This is a genomic window from Inhella inkyongensis (genome assembly GCF_005952805.1).
Classification (GTDB): Bacteria; Pseudomonadota; Gammaproteobacteria; order Burkholderiales; family Burkholderiaceae_C; genus Inhella; species Inhella inkyongensis.
Genome location: NZ_CP040709.1, coordinates 2,287,150 through 2,303,588, shown reverse-complemented (window position 1 = coordinate 2,303,588; position 16,439 = coordinate 2,287,150). Strand labels below are relative to the sequence as shown.

The 16,439-nt window shown below is 65.2% G+C and carries 15 protein-coding genes and 1 other RNA gene; 6 read left to right on the top strand and 10 right to left on the bottom strand.

Features of this window, described 5'->3' with window-relative positions:
• The first annotated feature begins 83 nt into the window (after nucleotides 1-83).
• Nucleotides 84-1,205: a beta-ketoacyl-ACP synthase III gene (locus tag FF090_RS10930; protein ID WP_138856758.1), complete on the top strand. Its 1,122-nt coding sequence runs from the start codon at nucleotides 84-86 to the stop codon at nucleotides 1,203-1,205.
• On the opposite strand, the gene FF090_RS10925 is transcribed toward FF090_RS10930, so the two are convergent.
• Entirely contained in the window at nucleotides 1,192-3,411 is a 2,220-nt protein-coding gene (locus FF090_RS10925) for a penicillin-binding protein 1A (RefSeq protein WP_221304997.1), read from the bottom strand. The genes FF090_RS10930 and FF090_RS10925 overlap by 14 nt on opposite strands.
• Before the next feature lie 43 nt (nucleotides 3,412-3,454).
• Here FF090_RS10925 and sbcB point away from each other — a divergent pair, with 43 nt between their 5' ends.
• The 3 genes from sbcB (at nucleotide 3,455) to FF090_RS10910 (ending at nucleotide 6,302) form a co-directional block, all read left to right on the top strand.
• Nucleotides 3,455-4,921: an exodeoxyribonuclease I gene (sbcB, locus tag FF090_RS10920; protein ID WP_138856757.1), complete on the top strand. Its 1,467-nt coding sequence runs from the start codon at nucleotides 3,455-3,457 to the stop codon at nucleotides 4,919-4,921.
• Between the two features lie 94 nt (nucleotides 4,922-5,015).
• Nucleotides 5,016-5,927 carry a GGDEF domain-containing protein gene (locus FF090_RS10915; RefSeq protein ID WP_138856756.1) on the top strand — a complete coding sequence of 304 codons (912 nt, stop codon included), beginning with the start codon at nucleotides 5,016-5,018 and terminating at the stop codon, nucleotides 5,925-5,927.
• 81 nt (nucleotides 5,928-6,008) lie between these two features.
• Nucleotides 6,009-6,302, top strand: a complete 294-nt coding sequence (locus FF090_RS10910; RefSeq protein WP_138856755.1) for a hypothetical protein — start codon at nucleotides 6,009-6,011, stop codon at nucleotides 6,300-6,302.
• A gap of 17 nt (nucleotides 6,303-6,319) precedes the next feature.
• Here the strand turns inward: FF090_RS10910 and FF090_RS10905 are convergent, their stop codons facing one another.
• A complete protein-coding gene (locus FF090_RS10905; RefSeq protein WP_138856754.1) occupies nucleotides 6,320-8,251 on the bottom strand; it encodes a bifunctional 2',3'-cyclic-nucleotide 2'-phosphodiesterase/3'-nucleotidase in 1,932 nt (643 codons plus the stop codon).
• 112 nt (nucleotides 8,252-8,363) lie between these two features.
• Between FF090_RS10905 and FF090_RS10900 the strand changes: the two genes are divergently transcribed.
• Complete coding sequence (locus FF090_RS10900) at nucleotides 8,364-9,359, top strand: GGDEF domain-containing protein (RefSeq protein WP_138856753.1); 996 nt, start codon at nucleotides 8,364-8,366, stop codon at nucleotides 9,357-9,359.
• Here FF090_RS10900 and FF090_RS10895 read toward each other — a convergent pair.
• From FF090_RS10895 to FF090_RS10865, 8 genes are all read right to left on the bottom strand, one after another.
• Nucleotides 9,356-10,147, bottom strand: a complete 792-nt coding sequence (locus FF090_RS10895) for a sulfite exporter TauE/SafE family protein (RefSeq protein WP_138856752.1) — start codon at nucleotides 10,145-10,147, stop codon at nucleotides 9,356-9,358. The genes FF090_RS10900 and FF090_RS10895 overlap by 4 nt on opposite strands.
• Nucleotides 10,144-10,596, bottom strand: a complete 453-nt coding sequence (locus FF090_RS10890; RefSeq protein WP_138856751.1) for an EVE domain-containing protein — start codon at nucleotides 10,594-10,596, stop codon at nucleotides 10,144-10,146. The genes FF090_RS10895 and FF090_RS10890 overlap by 4 nt, the downstream gene beginning before the upstream one ends.
• Before the next feature lie 111 nt (nucleotides 10,597-10,707).
• A non-coding RNA gene (gene ssrS, locus FF090_RS19805) (6S RNA) lies at nucleotides 10,708-10,886 on the bottom strand.
• Nucleotides 10,887-10,896: 10 nt separating this feature from the next.
• A complete protein-coding gene (locus FF090_RS10885; protein WP_138856750.1) occupies nucleotides 10,897-11,193 on the bottom strand; it encodes a cell division protein ZapA in 297 nt (98 codons plus the stop codon).
• The gene (locus FF090_RS10880) at nucleotides 11,190-11,399 is read right to left on the bottom strand and encodes a DUF904 domain-containing protein (RefSeq protein ID WP_138856749.1); all 210 of its coding nucleotides are present in this window, start codon (nucleotides 11,397-11,399) and stop codon (nucleotides 11,190-11,192) included. Before FF090_RS10880 ends, FF090_RS10885 begins: the two co-directional genes overlap by 4 nt.
• A 17-nt stretch (nucleotides 11,400-11,416) precedes the next feature.
• Entirely contained in the window at nucleotides 11,417-12,061 is a 645-nt protein-coding gene (nth, locus tag FF090_RS10875; RefSeq protein WP_138856748.1) for an endonuclease III, read from the bottom strand.
• Nucleotides 12,058-12,723, bottom strand: coding sequence for an electron transport complex subunit RsxB (gene rsxB, locus FF090_RS10870; RefSeq protein ID WP_138856747.1), 666 nt, complete (start codon nucleotides 12,721-12,723; stop codon nucleotides 12,058-12,060). The genes nth and rsxB overlap by 4 nt, the downstream gene beginning before the upstream one ends.
• Nucleotides 12,720-14,009 (bottom strand): polyhydroxyalkanoate depolymerase, encoded by a 1,290-nt coding sequence (locus tag FF090_RS10865; protein WP_138856746.1) that lies wholly within the window; start codon nucleotides 14,007-14,009, stop codon nucleotides 12,720-12,722. Before FF090_RS10865 ends, rsxB begins: the two co-directional genes overlap by 4 nt.
• Nucleotides 14,010-14,178: 169 nt before the next feature.
• Between FF090_RS10865 and uvrB the strand changes: the two genes are divergently transcribed.
• Nucleotides 14,179-16,296 (top strand): excinuclease ABC subunit UvrB, encoded by a 2,118-nt coding sequence (gene uvrB / locus FF090_RS10860; RefSeq protein ID WP_138856745.1) that lies wholly within the window; start codon nucleotides 14,179-14,181, stop codon nucleotides 16,294-16,296.
• The last annotated feature ends 143 nt before the right edge of the window (nucleotides 16,297-16,439 follow it).

Sequence of the window (16,439 nt, the reverse complement as noted above, 5' to 3'; positions counted from 1 at the left end):
AGGGAGGGTCTACGGTGAAACCCCCCGTGAGCCGGGGGGGAGGCTCACTAAACTGCCGCGCATTCAGGAATCAAGGACACCCCATGTACCAAGCCGTCATCACCGGCACCGGGCTCTATCGCCCGCCGCATCAGATTTCCAATGCCGAGTTGGTCGCCAGCTTCAACGCCTATGTCGAGCGCTTCAATGCCGAGCATGCGGCCGAGATCGCCGCTGGCGAGGTCGTGGCCCTGCAGCCCTCCAGCGTGGAGTTCATTGAAAAAGCCAGCGGCATCAAGAACCGCTATGTGATGGATAAGGACGGCGTGCTGGACCCGGCGCGCATGTATCCCAAGATTCCGGCGCGCTCCGACGATCAGCTCTCCGTGATGGCCGAGATTGCTGTCGAAGCCGCGCGCCAGGCCTGCGCCGCCGCCGGCCGCGACCCCAGCGAGATTGACGCCGTGTACTGCGCGGCGGCCAATATGCAGCGCGGCTACCCGGCCATGGCCTGCGAGATCCAGGCCGCCTTGGGTGCCAAGGGCTATGGATTCGATATGAATGTGGCCTGCTCCTCGGCCACCTTCGGCATCGAGCAGGCGGTGAACGCCGTGAAGGTGGGCAGTGCCCGCTGCGCCCTGGTGGTGAGCCCCGAGATCACTTCCGCTCACTTGGAGTGGCGGGACCGGGATTGCCACTTCATCTTTGGTGACACCTGCACGGCGGTGCTGGTGGAGCGCGCCGACACGGCCGTCAGCGCCGAACAGTGGGATGTGTTGGGTACGCAGCTGGTGACCCAGTACTCCAACAACATCCGCAACAACTTCGGCTTCATGAACCGCTGCGAAGACAGCAACGGAAGAGAACGCGACAAGACCTTTCGTCAGGAAGGGCGCAAGGTCTTCAAGGAAGTCGTCCCGATGGCCGCCGCGCACATTGAGGCGCATTTGGGCCAGTTGGACATTGCGCCGACTCAGGTCAAGCGCTTCTGGCTGCACCAGGCCAACTTGGGCATGAACCAGCTGGTCATCAAGAAGCTGGTGGGCGCCGAGGCCGGCTCGGAGGTGGCGCCCCTGATCCTGGATGAATGGGGCAATACCGCTTCTGCCGGCTCCATCATTGCCTTCCACCAGCACCGCGGTGATCTGGCCCAGGGCGACCTGGGTGTGATCTGCTCCTTTGGTGCCGGCTATTCGATCGGCAGCGTGATCGTCAAAAAGCGCTAGAGGCCGGGGCGGATGCGGCGCTGGGAGGCTGGCCGATTGTTTTCAAGGCAGCCTCTCCGGCGAACTCTTCATACAGCCACGTGCCGTCCTGGGCCACCAGCCCATCGTCTGGCGGTTGCAGAGGGGCAAGGGGCGTCGCCTTCAAGGCGACCCGCATGACATCCACCCACACGGGCAGGGCCAGCCCGCCGCCGCTTTCGCGATCGCCCAATGAGCGCGGTTGTGGGTAACCGATCCACACCGAGGCCACCCGTTCGGCTTGAAAGCCCACAAACCAGGCGTCCACGGCGTCGTTGGTGGTGCCGGTCTTGCCGTACAGATCGCTGCGTTGCAGGGCTTGGCTGGCCTTGGCGCCGGTGCCGCGCGCCATCACCCCGTGCAGAAGCTGCGCCGTGACAAAGGCGTTGCGTGGCGAGATCGCCTGGGCCGGGGGCTGCGCTTGGGCCTGAAACACCAGTGCGCCCTTTGCGTCTCGCACTTCGGTGATCAAGCGGGTGGGGTGGCGTTGACCACCGCTGGCAAACACCCCATAGGCGCTGGCCATCTGAAAAGGCGTGGCGGCACCGGAACCCAGGGCCAGGGTGAGGTTGGCAGGTTGGCGATCGGCCTCTAGGCCGAACAACCCGCTCCAGGCGCGCACGCGCTCAGGCCCCATTTCTTGCACCAGGCGGATGGTGACCATGTTCTTGCTGCGAGCCAGGGCGTCGGCCAAGTTGATCGACTCCTCGTACTGACCATCGTGGTTGCGAGGCTGCCAATCGCCAATCTGGATGGGCTGGTCACTGACCTGGGTGGCGCCGTTGGCCCCTTGCTCGATCAGGGCCGAGTACACCAGGGGCTTGAAGCTCGAACCGGGTTGGCGGTAGGCCTGCGTGGCGTGGTTGAACTGCAAGCGCTGGAAATCGAAGCCGCCCACCAGGGCGCGCAGGCTGCCGTCACGCGGGTCCAGGCTGACGACCGCGCCCTCGGCCTGCGGACGTTGCACCAGGATCCAGCGACCCGGTCCGAGTTCCTGCACGCGCAGCCGGGCACCGCGCTGAATGCGGCGATCCAGCGGCACCTGGGCGCCGATGAAGGGCAGGGCGGGGCGTAGAGCGCTGCCTTCGAGCTGGATGCGCCGGCCATCGCGCAGTTGCAGATCCAGCCCATCGCGGCTGACCGCCACGACGATGCCGGCGCGGCTTTCGTCCAAGTCCGGGTGTTCGGAAAACGCGGCGTCGGGAATGTCGCCGTCGGCGTCCAGATCGGCCTGCCCTTCCTCGGCGCCGCGATAGGGCTGGCGGCGCTCCAAAGCCCATAGCGCCCGGCGCAGGCCCGCATGGGCGGCGCGCTGCTCGGCGGCCAGCAGCGTGGTGTGGGCGGTCAGGCCGCGGGTGTAGACCTCCTCGCCGAAGCGGGCAAAGAGCTCGGCGCGCACCATCTCCAGCGCGTGATCGGCGGTGCCGCTCAAGGGGTTGACGGGCCGCAGGCGCAGCGGCTGCTGGCGCGCGCGCTCAGCTTGTGCGGCGTCGATCAAGCCCACGGCCACCATGCGCTGCAACACATGTTGCTGGCGCTTGAGGGTGCGCGGTAGGTTGACGACCGGGTTCACATGCACGGGGTTTTGCGGCAAGCCGGCCAGCAGCGCAATCTCGGCGGTGTCCAGTTGCGCCAAGGGCTTGCCAAAGTAGCGCTCGGCCGCCGCCGCAAAGCCATAGGCCCGATGACCCAGATAGATCTGGTTCATGTAGACCTCCAGGATCTTGGCCTTGCCCAGCTCTCGTTCCATCTTCAGCGCCAGCAGCATTTCCACCAGCTTGCGGCTGAGGATCTGCTTCTTGCTCAGGTACATGTCCCGGGCCAGTTGCTGGGTGATGGTGGAGGCGCCTTGGGGCCGCTCATGCCAGAGGTTGTGCCAGAGCGCACGCAGCATGCCGGAGAAGTCCAGGCCAGGGTGCTGCCAGAAGTCCACGTCCTCCACCGCCAGCAGGGCGTTCTGCAGGGGCTTGGGGATCTGCGCCAGCGGCACGAAGCGCCGTCGTTCGCTGCCGAATTCACCCAGCAAAGCGCCATCGGCCGACAGCACGCGCAGCGGCTCTTTAGGTTGGTAGTCGGCCAGGGCATCTAGGCTGGGCAGTTGCTGCCAGACAAAGGCGGCCGCCAGCGTTCCCATCATGGTGAGGGCCAGCACGGGGCCCAGCACCCAAATCAGCAAGCGTCGCAGCAAGGGCGTTCCCGCGAGTGGAAAGGGCTGGGATTATGCTGAGCCCATGTCCCTGAGCTTTTTCTGGCACGACTACGAGACCTTTGGCCGCTCGCCCCGGCTTGACCTACCGGCCCAGTTTGCCGGCATCCGCACCGATGCCGAGCTCAATGAGATTGGCGAGCCGGTGATGCAGTACTGCCAGCCCCTGGACGACCGACTGCCCGACCCCGAATCCTGCCTATTGACGGGCATCCTGCCCCAGCTCTGCCAGGAGCGCGGGCTGCCCGAGCCCGAGTTCGCGGCCTTGATCGAGCGCGAGCTGGCCCAGCCGGGTACGGTGGGCGTGGGTTACAACACCCTGCGATTCGACGACGAGTTCACGCGCCACTTGTTCTGGCGCAATCTGATCGACCCCTATGCCCGTGAGTGGCAGAACGACTGTGGGCGCTGGGACCTGCTGGACCTGGTGCGCGCGGCCCATGCTCTGCGGCCCGAGGGCATTGAATGGCCGGTGGGCGAGGACGGTCGGGTCAGCTTCAAGCTGGAGCGCCTCTCGAAGGCCAATGGTCTGTTGCACGAGGCGGCGCATGATGCTTTGTCGGATGTCCGGGCAACCATCGCCCTGGCGCGGCTGATCCGCGCGCGCCAGCCCAAGCTCTTTGATTTCGCGCTCAAGTTGCGCCGCAAGGACGCCGTGTGGGCCGAGGTGGGGGCACAGCCGCGACCTCTGCTGCATGTCTCGGGCATGTACGGCGTGGAGCGCGGTTGCCTGGCGCTGGTGTGGCCGCTGGCCACCCACCCGCGCAACAAGAACGAGCTGATCGTGTGGGATCTGGCCAGCGATCCCGGCGAGCTGTTTGATTTGCGGGCCGATGCCATTCGAGCCCGTCTATTTGTCCGCCAAGCGGACTTGCCAGAGGGCGTGACGCGGCTGCCGATCAAGACCATCCACGTCAACAAGTCTCCCTTCGTGGTCAGTAGCCTGCAGACCCTGAGCCCGGCGCGCGCCCAGCACTGGGGCATCGATGTCGCGCAGCAACTCCAACATGCCGAGCAGCTGCGCGCCAAGGGGAGCTTGCTGGCTGGGCTGTGGGACGAGGTTTTTGCGCCCCCCCCGGGTGATCAGGCGCCGCCAGACCCGGAAGCCAACCTCTATGGCGGCTTTGTGGGCGAGGGCGACCGCAAGCTGCTGGTGCAGGTGCGTGGCTGGAGTGCCAGCCAGTTGGCGCAGCGGGTGCACGAGGGGCGGGTTCATTTCAGCGATGCGCGGCTGAATGAACTGCTGTGGCGCTTCCGCGCCCGCCATCATGCAGAGGGCCTCAGCCCGGAGGAGAGTGCTCGCTGGCTGGCCCAGCGTGCGCGACGCCTGCATGACGGCGAGGGCGGCGGGCTGCCGCTGGCGGACTATCTGGACCGTCTGGACGCCTTGCAAGCGCAGCATGAGGACGAGGCCAGCCAAGCGCTCCTGGAAGCTTTGGTGGACTGGGCGGAGGCGATTGCACCACCGCATCCTGAGGAATTGGCCGAGTGAGTGCCCTTGAATCCGAACGATTGAGGGATAGCGCCGCTTGACCCGGCGCGCTCTTCGGTGAAGATTGACCGTGTTGACCCTGTCTGGAGCCCCCATGACCGATCCCCAGCATTCCGCCCGTCTGCAAGCCATCATGGTGCGCACACCCCTGTGTGTGGCCTTTGTGGACCAAGGTCAGTTCACTTCGGTCAGTGAGCCTTTCAACCACTTGTTCGCGCATGGCGACGACAGCGACCTCAGCAAACAGCCCACGCGGACGGTGTTTGTGTCGGATGCGAGCCACAGCGCAGTCAGCGAACGTCTGCAGGCCTCCTTTGGCAGCGGCCAGGCAATGACCGAAGAAGTTGAATTGGTGCGTCGCGATGGCGGCCGCTTCTGGGGCAAGCTGACTGCCAGCCCGGTGGACTGGCAGCAGCCGAGGGGCGAGGCCATGTGGGTGGTCGAGGATGTGACCGCAGCGCGCGCGGCGCGCCTGGCCCCGACCTGGACCGCCAAGCACGACCCGGTCACCGAGTTGGCCAATCGGCGCGAGTTCGAGCGTCGTCTGTCCGACCATGTAGGCAGCCGCCGCAACGAGCCGGTTTCGGTGCTGTGGCTGGACCTGGATAAGTTCGGCGAGATCGTCACCGGCATGGGCATGGATACCGCCGACCACTTCCTCTATGGCGTGGGGCAGTTGCTACAGGCCAAAGTGCGGGCCTCGGACACCGTGGCGCGCATTGAGAAGGATCGCTTTGCGGTGTTGCTGCCGGACTGCAATCAACATTACGCTGAGATCGTGGCCGAGAAGATCCGCGCCGCCATTGCGGCCTACCGGCTGCGCTGGGGTCTGCATCGGGCTCGGGTCAAGGGGAGCATCGGCGTGGTGCTGCTGCAGCCCAGCCTGGAAACCCCGGATTCCGTGATGGCGGCTGCCACCCTGGCCTGCGGCGAGGCCAAGGCCACAGGCGGGGATTGCGTGCGGGTCTTTGTCTCGAACGGAGCCTATGAGGCGGTGGCGGGTTGATGGTGCCATGTGGAGGGGCCTATTGCTGGCACCGATCGCAGGCGGATAATCAAGGCCCGTTGAGGATTTGGGTCTGACCCCATGGCTGTTGAACTGTCTACCGCTCTGGCCGGACTGTCTGCCGCGCAGGAAAAGCTGCGGGCGTCGGCCAATAATGTGGCCCTGGCTTCGACCAAGCTGGTGCGCACCGATGCGCAGCCGCGGGCTGACATCAACCAGGGAGCGGCCAGTGAGTTTCAGTTGCAGGCTCAGGACCCCGATCTGGCGCGCTCTTTGGTGGAGCAGCGCACGGCGGCCTATCAGTTCATCGCCAATCTGCGGGTGTTGCAGACCCAGTTGCGCCTCTCGGGGGTGATGCTGGACATCTACGTCTGAGCCGTCGACCGAAATCTTCAGTCTGGGCGGGTGTACAGCACCGAGCCGTCTTCAGTGCGGCGCAGTTCGAGCCATCCTGCCTCCGGTAGATGCCTAAGACCGCCCGGGCCGCTGCGCCACAGCAGACGAATACCGGGAACGGGCTGGATGCGCCAATTGAAGTCCGGGCGGGCTTCGATTTCGGGATGAGCGCGCAGGTAGTCGAGCAGCACGCTGCGGCTCTCGCGGGCGGAGTCGATCACCATTTCGGCCTGTTCCAACCCCGGAAAACTGCCGCCGCCGCGCGCACGATAGCTGTTGGTCGCCACCAGGAATTCATCGTCAGGCGCCACTGGCTTCGCGGAGGGGCCCAGCAGGCGCAAATGGCGTACCCGTCCTGGGCCACTGCGGCGCTGACCTTGGTCATCGAATAGCGCAGGCTGGGTCAGATCCAGTTCATAGCTCACGCCATCGATGACATCGAAGTTGTAGCTGGCTTGCCCCTCGCGCAGCAGCAGTTGTTCTGCGGCGCCTGCCGGGTCAATTTGGTGGAACTGACTCGCGCTGGCTTCCAGCCAGTCCTTGAGTTGGCTGCCGCGGACGCGCAGGACCTTGAAGTAATTCTGGTAGGGGTAGAGCTCCACTGCATGGCGCAGGGCCAGGGGGCCGGGTTCGATGTCTACGAAGTGCCCCCAGCCCAAGGGTCCGCCGGCTTTGAAGGGTGAGGCCGCGGACAGGCGGGGCAGCTTGGCGAGATGCTGCAGTTCCGGCTGCTGAAGCAGCCGATCCAACAGCTCGCGTTGGGCGTTGTTGATGAGTTGGATCAGGGCGCTGTCCTGCACCTGCGCGAAGTGGCTGTAGAGCGCCTGGCGGGTTCGGCTCAAGGGCTGCTGCACCCATTGGCGCGTGGCCTGATGCTCCGCTTGCAGTAGCGATGCGATTTGTGGGTCCGCCTCAACCATCGGCCGCCGCTGCGCGCGATCCCAGACCGGTCGCAACCCGACTTTTGAAGACAGAACCTGCCAGCGACCCGCCCGTCGCTGAAGGCGCAGATCAATGACGCCCAAATGGCTGCCCCAACGCCCAGGCATGACGGCCGGCTTGCCGTGCAGCAGCCCGGCCTCCGCATCCTGGCCGGCGGCTTCCGGCCAATTGGGGCCTGGGAACTCGCCGTGGGCGTGACCGAGCAGCAGTGCGTCCACGCCGGGCAGGTTCGCCAGGGTGAGCGCAACGTTGTCCTGCAAGGGGGCGCTTTGCACGCCGATGCCGCTGTGGGCGATCAAGATGATCAGATCGGCCCGTTGACGCCGAAGTGCCGCCACAGCGTCTTGTGCCGCTTGCACGGCGTCCTGCACACAGATCCGCCCTTGCATTTGTTCACGCAACAGATTGAGGCTGCGTGGCGGGGCCAGCCCCACCAGGCCAACGCGCAGCAATTGGAGGCGACCCGTTTGATCACGCCAGCGGCGCGGCAGCAAGGCGGTGGGCGTGAAGGCGGCTCGTTGGCAGTCGGGCGCCATCACATTGGCGCTCAGCACCGGAAAGCGCGCACCGCGCACGGCGTGCCGCAAGAATGGCAGCCCGAAGTCGAAATCGTGGTTGCCGAGATTGGCTGCGTCGTAGCGCAGGGCATTGAGGGCCCGGTAAGCCGGATGGATGGCAGGCGTCGTTTGAGTCTTGGGCCCCTTGTGCTTCGCCCACCAGTCGCCGAGTGCGCTGCCCTGCAGCAAGTCGCCGTTGTCCATCAGCAGGTGATTGGGCTGTTCACGGCGGGCCTGGTGGATCAGTGCGGCAACCCGGGACAGGCCGATCTGTGGGTTCGACGCATCGGTGTTGTAGTCGTGATCCAGCAGATGCATGTGCAAGTCGGCGGTCTGCAACAGGCGCAGATCGAGGACCTGAGCCTGGGCAGTGTGCCAAAACACCAGAATGAGGGGCGCCAAACGGCGCAGGCTTGCCGTCACAATCACACAGGCATCCTAAGGCCCAGCTCCAGACAAGTCGCCTTTCAATGGCAGACTGCTTGCACGCAGGCTTGGACCTCTATTCCTCTCGGAGCGCTGGCTCCGCGCTCAAAAACAGATGACTTCGCCCGATCCCACCCCTGTTCCCGACTGGATGCTTGAAGCTGGTGCGCCCGCCAGCGCGATGAGCTTTTGGCGGATGCTGGAAGCGCTGGGTGTGTGGGTGTCCGTGAAGGCGATGGCCAGCGGCAAGTATGTGCAAGTCTCAGAAGGGCTGGATCGCTTGTTCGAGCGCAGCGAGTCCAGCCTGGTGGGTTCGACCGACACCGATCTGATGCGGCCCGACGAGGCTGCGGCCATGCGCCGGGTGGAGTTGCAGGTGCTGCAGAGCGGCATGATGACGGCCACTGAGCACCGGCTTGACTTGAGCGGACGGCGCCGGGAGTTCACCTTGGTGCGCGCGCCAATGGGGACGGCCCATGTGGCCACGGCTTGGTTTGAGCGCACGCAAGAGCGTCACCGCGAAGTGCATCTGCAGCGCGCGCTGGCGCAGATTGAGCAGCATCAGACCGAGATGGAGGCCATGCGCCGTGAGGCCCAGGCCGGCTCCGGGCGAGATGAAGCCACCGGCCTGCAGCAGCGCGGTCTGTTTGATGAGCTGCTGCAACGTGAAATCGATCTCTCAACCCGCGAGCATCGCGAATTTGCGTTGGTGCTGATCGCAGTGGATCTTCCGCAGACCCTCAGCATGCCCGACCAAGGCGAGGCGCGGCGGCGTCTGTTCGAAGCCCTGGGCCGCTTGTTGCGCGCCAATACCCGTGCCATGGATGCGGCCTGTCGGCTCGGTGAGCCCTATTTCGCGGTGCTGCTTTCGGGCGTTGGGCTGGCCACGGCCCATTCGCGCATGGAGCAACTGCGGCGCCAGTGTGCGCAGCAGATTGTGGCCATGGATGGCTCGGACTTGGGGTTGTCCGTCTCAATGGGGGTGGCCAGCTTTCCGCACACGGCGGCCAGCCACGAGGAGTTGCTGCGGGCCAGTCAAGACGCCCTGGTGCAGGCCCAGCGGCGCGGCGGCAACCAGGTGGTGCTAGCCGCCATTCCCTTCGGCGCTTAAATCATTGAGGCCGCCAGGCCCAGCAGCAGCAGCGCGAAGCCGCGACGCAGTTGCACCACCGGCAAGGCATGCGCCAAGCGTGCGCCCAGCGGAGCCGCCAACATGCTCAGCGGCATCAGGATGATGAGGGCCGGAAGGTAGAAGAATCCTTGCGCACCCGGCAACGATTGGCCCAGATGCCGCCCGCCCCACCAGTAGCCGGCGCTATTGGCCAGCGCGATGGGCAGGCCCAGTGCGGCGCTGGTGGCCACGGCCTGATGAATACTGACGCGGCAGGCGGTCAGGAAGGGCACCGACAGGAAGCCGCCTCCGGCCCCCACCAGACCCGAGACCAGACCAATGCCCGCGCCGGCCGCGCCCAAGCCGAAGGGCCTGGGCAGATCCCAGCGGCCGCTGCTGCGCGCGCCGCGCCACATCTGTAGCGCTGACAGCCCGACAAAAGCGGCAAACACCCAGGCCAACCATTGGCCGCGCAGCGTGGCCAGCAGAGTGGCCCCGGACAACAAGCCGCCCACGAGTACGCCAGGCGCCAGGGCGCGCCAGACGTCCCAGCGCACCTGGCCGCGGCGGTGGTGGGCCCGCAAGCTGGAGGCTGAAGTGCCGACGATGCAGGCCATGGAGGTGGCGATGGCCATCTTGACCGATAGATCCGCATCCACGCCCTGGGCGCGCAGCAGGGCGGTCAGGGCCGGCACCATCAACATGCCACCGCCGATTCCCATCAGCCCTGCCAGCAGGCCGGTGCTCAGTCCCAGGGCCACCAGGCCAAGGATGGTGCCGTCGCTCATGTCAGGCGCTGCGCCAAAAATGCCCACTCGGAGTCGCTGACAGGCGTGATCGAGAGCCGGCTGCCACGCTGCAGCAATGCCATGGTGGCCAGCTCAGGCTGTAGTCTCATTTCGCTCAGCGGTAGCAGGGTGGTCTTGCGTTCGAAGGCGACGTCCACCAGCAACCAGCGCGGTGCCTCAGGTTTGGACTTGGGGTCGAAGTAGGGGTTGCTCGGGTCGAACTGCGTCGGGTCGGCATAAGCGCCGGACGCCACGCGGGCGATGCCGGCGATGCCAGGCTGCGCGCAGGACGAGTGATAAAACAACACCCGGTCTCCCAGCTGGAAGGCGTCGCGCATGAAGTTGCGCGCCTGGTAGTTGCGCACCCCAACCCAAGGCAGCCGGCCAAGGCGCTGCAAGTCATCGATCGAAGCTTCTTCCGGCTCCGACTTCATCAACCAAGTTTGCATCCGGGGAAGCGCTCCAACCAGATGGGGGGACGCGGTGGAACTGGCTCCGCCAGGCCACTCGCGCCGCCCCCTTGAGGGGGAGGCGGCCGCTAGGCCGCTTCGGGGGGGATAGGTGTCCATTGCGTACCGTAGGTCGCAGTCCTGAACCCTAGGGGTACAGGTGGGCGAGGTCAGCAAGGCTTCGGGTTCATCTGACGCGAGACGATCACGCCCGCCTCGAATATTCCAAGCCCTTGCTCGCGAGAGCATCGGTTCAAGGAAATTAAAACCCACGCGAACGCAATGGACGGCGGGATTGTCTCAGAGGACAGAGGGCGATTCGGCCAGGGCGCGATCCAGTCGCTGCAGTAGATCGCCCAGGTCGCCTTCGGCAGAGATGGGTGCCGCAGCAGCACGCGGACTCTGCGCCAGCTGATAGGCCAGGTTCAGTGCCGCCAGCACGGCGATGCGTTCGCGCGCTCGGATCTTGCCGGAGTCGCGAATGGCGCACATCTCTTGGTCCACCTGCGCTACGGCCTTTTGCAGCGCGGCCTCGCCGCCCTCGGGGCAGGACAGCAGATAGCTCTGCCCCATGATGTTGACTTCGAGCTGTTTCATGCCTGGGACTCCCCGTCATGGATGGGCAGGCGTTGCAGCAATTGGTCGATGCGATTGCGTGCGGCCGTCAGGCGCGAGCGCAGGCTGTCGCGATCGCGGGTCACGCTGCCCAACTCCTCCTGCAACTGGGCATGCACCCGCAGGAGTTCCTCGTGGCGCTGCAACAAGCGCTCAACGCGGTCAGTCAACTCAGAAAGCTGGGCCATGGCAGGCAGCGGCGGGGTCAAAAGGGGGCTGATTCTAGGGCGCTGCCCTGATCGCAAAACGGACGCACCTGGCAGCTGGCGCACAGCGGCCGGCGGGCCTGGCAGACATACCGTCCGTGCAAGATCAGCCAGTGATGGGCATGCAGTTGGTAGGGCGCAGGGATGCGTCGCAGCAAGCCCTGCTCCACGGCCAGCGGGTTCCTTCCTGGCGCCAGCCCGGTGCGATTGGCCACCCGAAAGATGTGCGTATCCACTGCCATGGTGGGTTCACCGAAGGCCACATTGAGCACGACGTTGGCGGTCTTGCGCCCCACGCCGGGTAAGGCTTCCAGGGCCTCCCGTGCGCTTGGCACTTGACCGCCGTGCAGGTCCACCAGCATGCGGCAGGTCTGCATCAGATGCTGGGCCTTGCTGCGGAACAGGCCCAGGGTCTTGATGCAGTCGATGACACCGGCCTCGCCCAGTTGCAGCATGCGCTGCGGTGTGGGCGCCAGGGCGAACAGGCGCCGGGTGGCCTTGTTGACGCCGACATCGGTGGCTTGGGCCGACAGCAGCACCGCAACCAGCAACTCGAAACGGCTGCTGTAGACCAACTCGGTTTCGGGGTTGGGGTTGGCGGCTTGCAGCGTGGCGAAGAAGGCCTCGATGTGGGCCGGCTTCATGCGGGCTTGCCCAATCGCTGGCGGGCCTTGGCCAAGGCCGCTTCGACGACGGCGCGCTTGCGGTCCGCCTGCTCGGGCTGGCGGATCAGCGCCGGCAGGTTGGCGAGCTTGGCTTCTGCTTTGTGAGCCAGGCGTTCCGTGCGCCGACGCTCGGCCTCTGGCTGGCGTGCCAGATGGCGTTCGTAGCGCCGGCGGGATTCATTCGCCTGCGTCGCAGTCCACGCGTTCCAGGCGGTGCGTCCGGGGGTTACGCTGTCCATGCGAATGCAGTCCACGGGGCAGACTGGCACGCAAAGCTCGCAGCCATTGCAGGCCTCGCTCAGTACCACGTGCATCTGCTTGGCGGCTCCTACGATGGCGTCCACCGGGCACGCCGTGATGCACAGGGTGCAGCCGATGCACCACTGCTCGTCGATGGTGGCCAAGGAGCGCTCGGCCTCGATGCCGCAGTCTGGATCCAGCGGCGTCTCCGCTCGGCCCGTCAGCTGCGCCAGCCGTTGCACACCTTCCTGTCCGCCCGGGGGGCAGCGATTGATGGGCGCTGACTCTTGCGCGATGGCGGCGGCGTAGCTGCGACAGTCCGGATAGCCGCAGCGGGTGCACTGGGTCTGGGGCAGGGCGTCGTTGATGCGCTCGGCCAGATCGGAAAGGTCTGCCGTCATGCCTTGCGACGCGAGCGTTTGACGGGCGGCGGCAAGCTTTGCTGGCGGCGGTCGTGGGCCAGGATGAAGTCGCGAATCACCGGGTAGGCCAGCTCGCGCCAGCGTCGGCCCGAGAAGATGCCGTAATGCCCCGCGCCCTTGACATCGAAGTGCTGGCGATGCTCCTTGCCGATGCCGGTGCAGAGTTCATGCGCCGCGCGGGTCTGCCCTGCGCCTGAGATGTCGTCGAGCTCGCCTTCGATGGTCAAGAGGCCACAGTTTTGGATGTCCTGTGGGCGCACGCGCTGGCCCGCCACATCCCAGTTGCCGTTCACCAGCGCAAAGTCCTGGAACACCGTCTTGATGGTGTCTAGGTAGTACTCGGCCGGCAGGTCGAGCACGGCGTTGTATTCGTCGTAGAACTCGCGGTGCGAGTCGGCCGACTCCTCATCACCGCGCACCAGGTCGAGGAAGTAGTCGTAATGGCTGGAGAGGTGCCGGCCGGGGTTCATGGCCACGAAACCGGTGTGCTGCAGGAAGCCCGGGTAGACCAGCCGTCCGGCGCCGGGGAAGTTGCTCGGCACGCGGTAAATGACGTTGTTCTCGAACCAAGAATAGCTCTTGTTCATCGCCAAGTTATTGACGGCGGTGGGGCTCTTTCGCGCGTCGATGGGGCCGCCCATCATGGTCATGGAGCGCGGCACGACGCCGTGCGCGCTGGCCTGCAGCGACACGGCGCCCAGCACCGGCACCGTGGGCTGGCAGACCGAGATCACATGCACATGGGCGCCGATGTGCTCGATGAACTCGCGCACATAGGCCACATAGTCGTCCAGATGGAAGGGGCCGACGTCGATGGGCACCATGCGGGCGTCGGTCCAGTCGGTGATGAAGACCTTGTGCTCGCGCAGCAGCTGGCGCACGGTGTCGCGCAGCAGGGTGCTGTGGTGGCCGGAGAGGGGCGCGACCACCAGCACCGTGGGCTGGTTCTTCATGCGCTCCAGCTCCTGCGCGTCGTCGGTGAAGCGCTTGAAGCGCAGCAGACGGCAGAAGTCCTTGGTGATTACGACCTGCTCCTGCACCGCCACCTGCACGCCGTTGACCTCGACGTTCTCGATCGCAAAGCGCGGCTTTTCGTAGGCCTTGGCCAGACGGTGCATCAGATCCAGACCCGCAGCCACCCGCGGCGCCAGCGGGCCGTGGGCGAAGGGCGACATTGGGTGGGTGTAGAGCTGGCCGGCCGCGTTGGCGAACTCGGCAAAGGGGCTCAGCAGGGCGCGCTGGGCTTCATAGAGCTGATAAAGCATGGGGCGGGGCTCCGGCTTTGTTGAGGCTGCATCTTGCCTCAAATGCTGCGCTGCAGCATTCGTGCGGTAGAAGCTGCAAGGCGATGGGTATTGGGGCGGCGTGTCGGACCAACTGCGCTAGGCTGCCGGGCTTTCCGCTCGAAGTCGCGATTTTCTCGATTGTCTGCTCATGTCCAAACTGCCCGCTCCGCCTGATGCTGCAAGAACGGTCGAAGCTGCGGCCGCCCCAGAAGCTCCCCTGGAGGGCAGTTTCGTGCGCTTCGAGGGTTCACCCTTTCAGCTTTTTCAGCCCTTTCCCCCGGCGGGGGACCAGCCGGGGGCCATCCAGCAGCTGGTCGAGGGCATTCAGGATGGCTTGAGCTTCCAAACCCTGCTGGGTGTGACCGGCTCGGGCAAGACCTTCACGATGGCCAATGTGATCGCCCGTCTGGGGCGGCCGGCCATTGTGTTCGCGCCCAACAAGACCCTGGCGGCACAGCTTTACAGCGAGTTCCGCGATTTCTTCCCGAACAACGCGGTGGAGTACTTCGTTAGCTATTACGACTACTACCAGCCCGAGGCCTATGTGCCGCAGCGCGACTTGTTCATCGAGAAGGACAGTGCAATCAATGAGCAGATCGAGCAGTTGCGTTTGTCCTGCACCAAGAGCCTGCTGGAGCGTCGTGATGTGGTGATCGTGGCTTCGGTGTCGGCCATTTATGGCATTGGCAATCCGAGTGACTACCACCAGATGGTGTTGACCCTGCGCGTGGGTGACCGATTGGGGCAGCGGGATCTGATCGCCCAGTTGGTGCGCATGCAATACCAGCGTAACGAACTGGAGTTCACCCGCGGGCACTTTCGGGTGCGCGGCGACACCATTGACGTCTTTCCAGCCGAGCACTCCGAGTTGGCGCTGCGCATCGAATTGTTCGATGACGAGGTCGAGGCCATGAGCCTGTTTGACCCGCTCACCGGACAGCTACGGCAAAAGCTGGCGCGCTTCACTGTCTACCCCAGCAGCCACTATGTGACCCCGCGCGAGCGCGTCTTGGCGGCACTCGAGACCATCAAGGAAGAGCTGCGCCAGCGCGTGGGCGAGTTGCTCAAGGATGGCAAGCTGGTTGAGGCCCAGCGTTTGGAGCAGCGCACCCGCTTTGACATTGAAATGTTGCAGGAGGTGGGGCACTGCAAGGGCATCGAGAACTACACCCGTCACCTGTCCGGCGCTGCGCCGGGGGAGGCCCCGCCGACGCTGGTGGACTACCTGCCACCCGATGCCCTGATGTTCCTGGATGAAAGTCACGTTCTGATTGGCCAGTTCGGTGGCATGTACAACGGCGACCGGGCGCGCAAGACCACCCTGGTGGAGTACGGCTTTCGGCTGCCCTCTGCACTCGACAACCGGCCGCTGAAGTTCGATGAGTTCGAACGCAAGATGCGCCAGGCTGTCTTTGTCTCGGCCACGCCGGCGGACTATGAGAAGCGCCAGGCGGGCGAGTTCGGGCAGACGGTGGAGCAGGTCGTGCGGCCCACCGGCCTCGTCGACCCCGTGGTCCAGGTGCGCCCGGCCACGCATCAGGTGGATGATGTATTGGGCGAGATCCGCCTACGAGTTGATTTGGGCGAGCGGGTGCTGATCACGGTGCTGACCAAGCGCATGGCCGAGCAACTCACCGACTACCTGGGAGAGAACGGCGTTAAGGTGCGCTATCTGCACTCGGATGTGGACACCGTGGAGCGGGTGGAGATCATTCGCGATCTGCGTCTGGGCACCTTCGATGTGCTGGTCGGCATCAACCTGCTGCGCGAGGGCTTGGACATCCCCGAGGTCAGTCTGGTCGCCATCCTTGACGCCGACAAGGAAGGCTTTTTGCGCAGTGAGCGCAGTCTCATCCAAACCATCGGCCGGGCTGCGCGCCATTTGAATGGCATGGCGATCCTGTACGCGGATCGCATCACCGACTCCATGCGTCGGGCCATTGGCGAGACCGAACGGCGCCGTGCCAAGCAGTTGGCCCACAACGCAGAACACGGCATCACACCGCGCGGCGTGGCCAAGCGGGTGCGCGATTTGATCGACGGCGTGGTCTCCGATAAGGGGCGCGATGCTCAGCCAGCCGCCATGGCGGCCCAAGAATCGCTGGAGGGCCTGTCGGAGAAGGAGATCGGACGACGCATTCAGCAGTTAGAAAAGCAAATGTTCGAACATGCCCGCAACCTGGAGTTCGAGCAGGCGGCTCGCCTTCGTGACCAGCTGGCGCGTCTGCGCGAGCAGGTGTTGGGGGCCAGCAAACACGACGCTTGAGTGCCCAACTAAAGCCCCTGTCTATCGGGGCCATAGGGGGTGCCGATGACCTGTCGCTCGAATACACGACTAAAATGCTCGGCATTAACTCGGGTAAGCCCTGATCGCAACTGTTTTGCTCAGGTATTGCCCGGCCCCTGGAG

What these genes read in the sequence shown, in the direction of transcription:
- FF090_RS10930 (WP_138856758.1), top strand. Translation starts at nt 84, where the DNA reads ATGTACCAAGCCGTCATCACCGGCACCGGGCTCTATCGCCCGCCGCAT.
- sbcB (WP_138856757.1), top strand. Translation starts at nt 3,455, where the DNA reads ATGTCCCTGAGCTTTTTCTGGCACGACTACGAGACCTTTGGCCGCTCG.
- FF090_RS10915 (WP_138856756.1), top strand. Translation starts at nt 5,016, where the DNA reads ATGACCGATCCCCAGCATTCCGCCCGTCTGCAAGCCATCATGGTGCGC.
- FF090_RS10910 (WP_138856755.1), top strand. Translation starts at nt 6,009, where the DNA reads ATGGCTGTTGAACTGTCTACCGCTCTGGCCGGACTGTCTGCCGCGCAG.
- FF090_RS10900 (WP_138856753.1), top strand. Translation starts at nt 8,364, where the DNA reads ATGACTTCGCCCGATCCCACCCCTGTTCCCGACTGGATGCTTGAAGCT.
- FF090_RS10895 (WP_138856752.1), bottom strand. Translation starts at nt 10,147, where the DNA reads ATGAGCGACGGCACCATCCTTGGCCTGGTGGCCCTGGGACTGAGCACC.
- FF090_RS10890 (WP_138856751.1), bottom strand. Translation starts at nt 10,596, where the DNA reads ATGCAAACTTGGTTGATGAAGTCGGAGCCGGAAGAAGCTTCGATCGAT.
- FF090_RS10885 (WP_138856750.1), bottom strand. Translation starts at nt 11,193, where the DNA reads ATGAAACAGCTCGAAGTCAACATCATGGGGCAGAGCTATCTGCTGTCC.
- FF090_RS10880 (WP_138856749.1), bottom strand. Translation starts at nt 11,399, where the DNA reads ATGGCCCAGCTTTCTGAGTTGACTGACCGCGTTGAGCGCTTGTTGCAG.
- nth (WP_138856748.1), bottom strand. Translation starts at nt 12,061, where the DNA reads ATGAAGCCGGCCCACATCGAGGCCTTCTTCGCCACGCTGCAAGCCGCC.
- rsxB (WP_138856747.1), bottom strand. Translation starts at nt 12,723, where the DNA reads ATGACGGCAGACCTTTCCGATCTGGCCGAGCGCATCAACGACGCCCTG.
- FF090_RS10865 (WP_138856746.1), bottom strand. Translation starts at nt 14,009, where the DNA reads ATGCTTTATCAGCTCTATGAAGCCCAGCGCGCCCTGCTGAGCCCCTTT.
- uvrB (WP_138856745.1), top strand. Translation starts at nt 14,179, where the DNA reads ATGTCCAAACTGCCCGCTCCGCCTGATGCTGCAAGAACGGTCGAAGCT.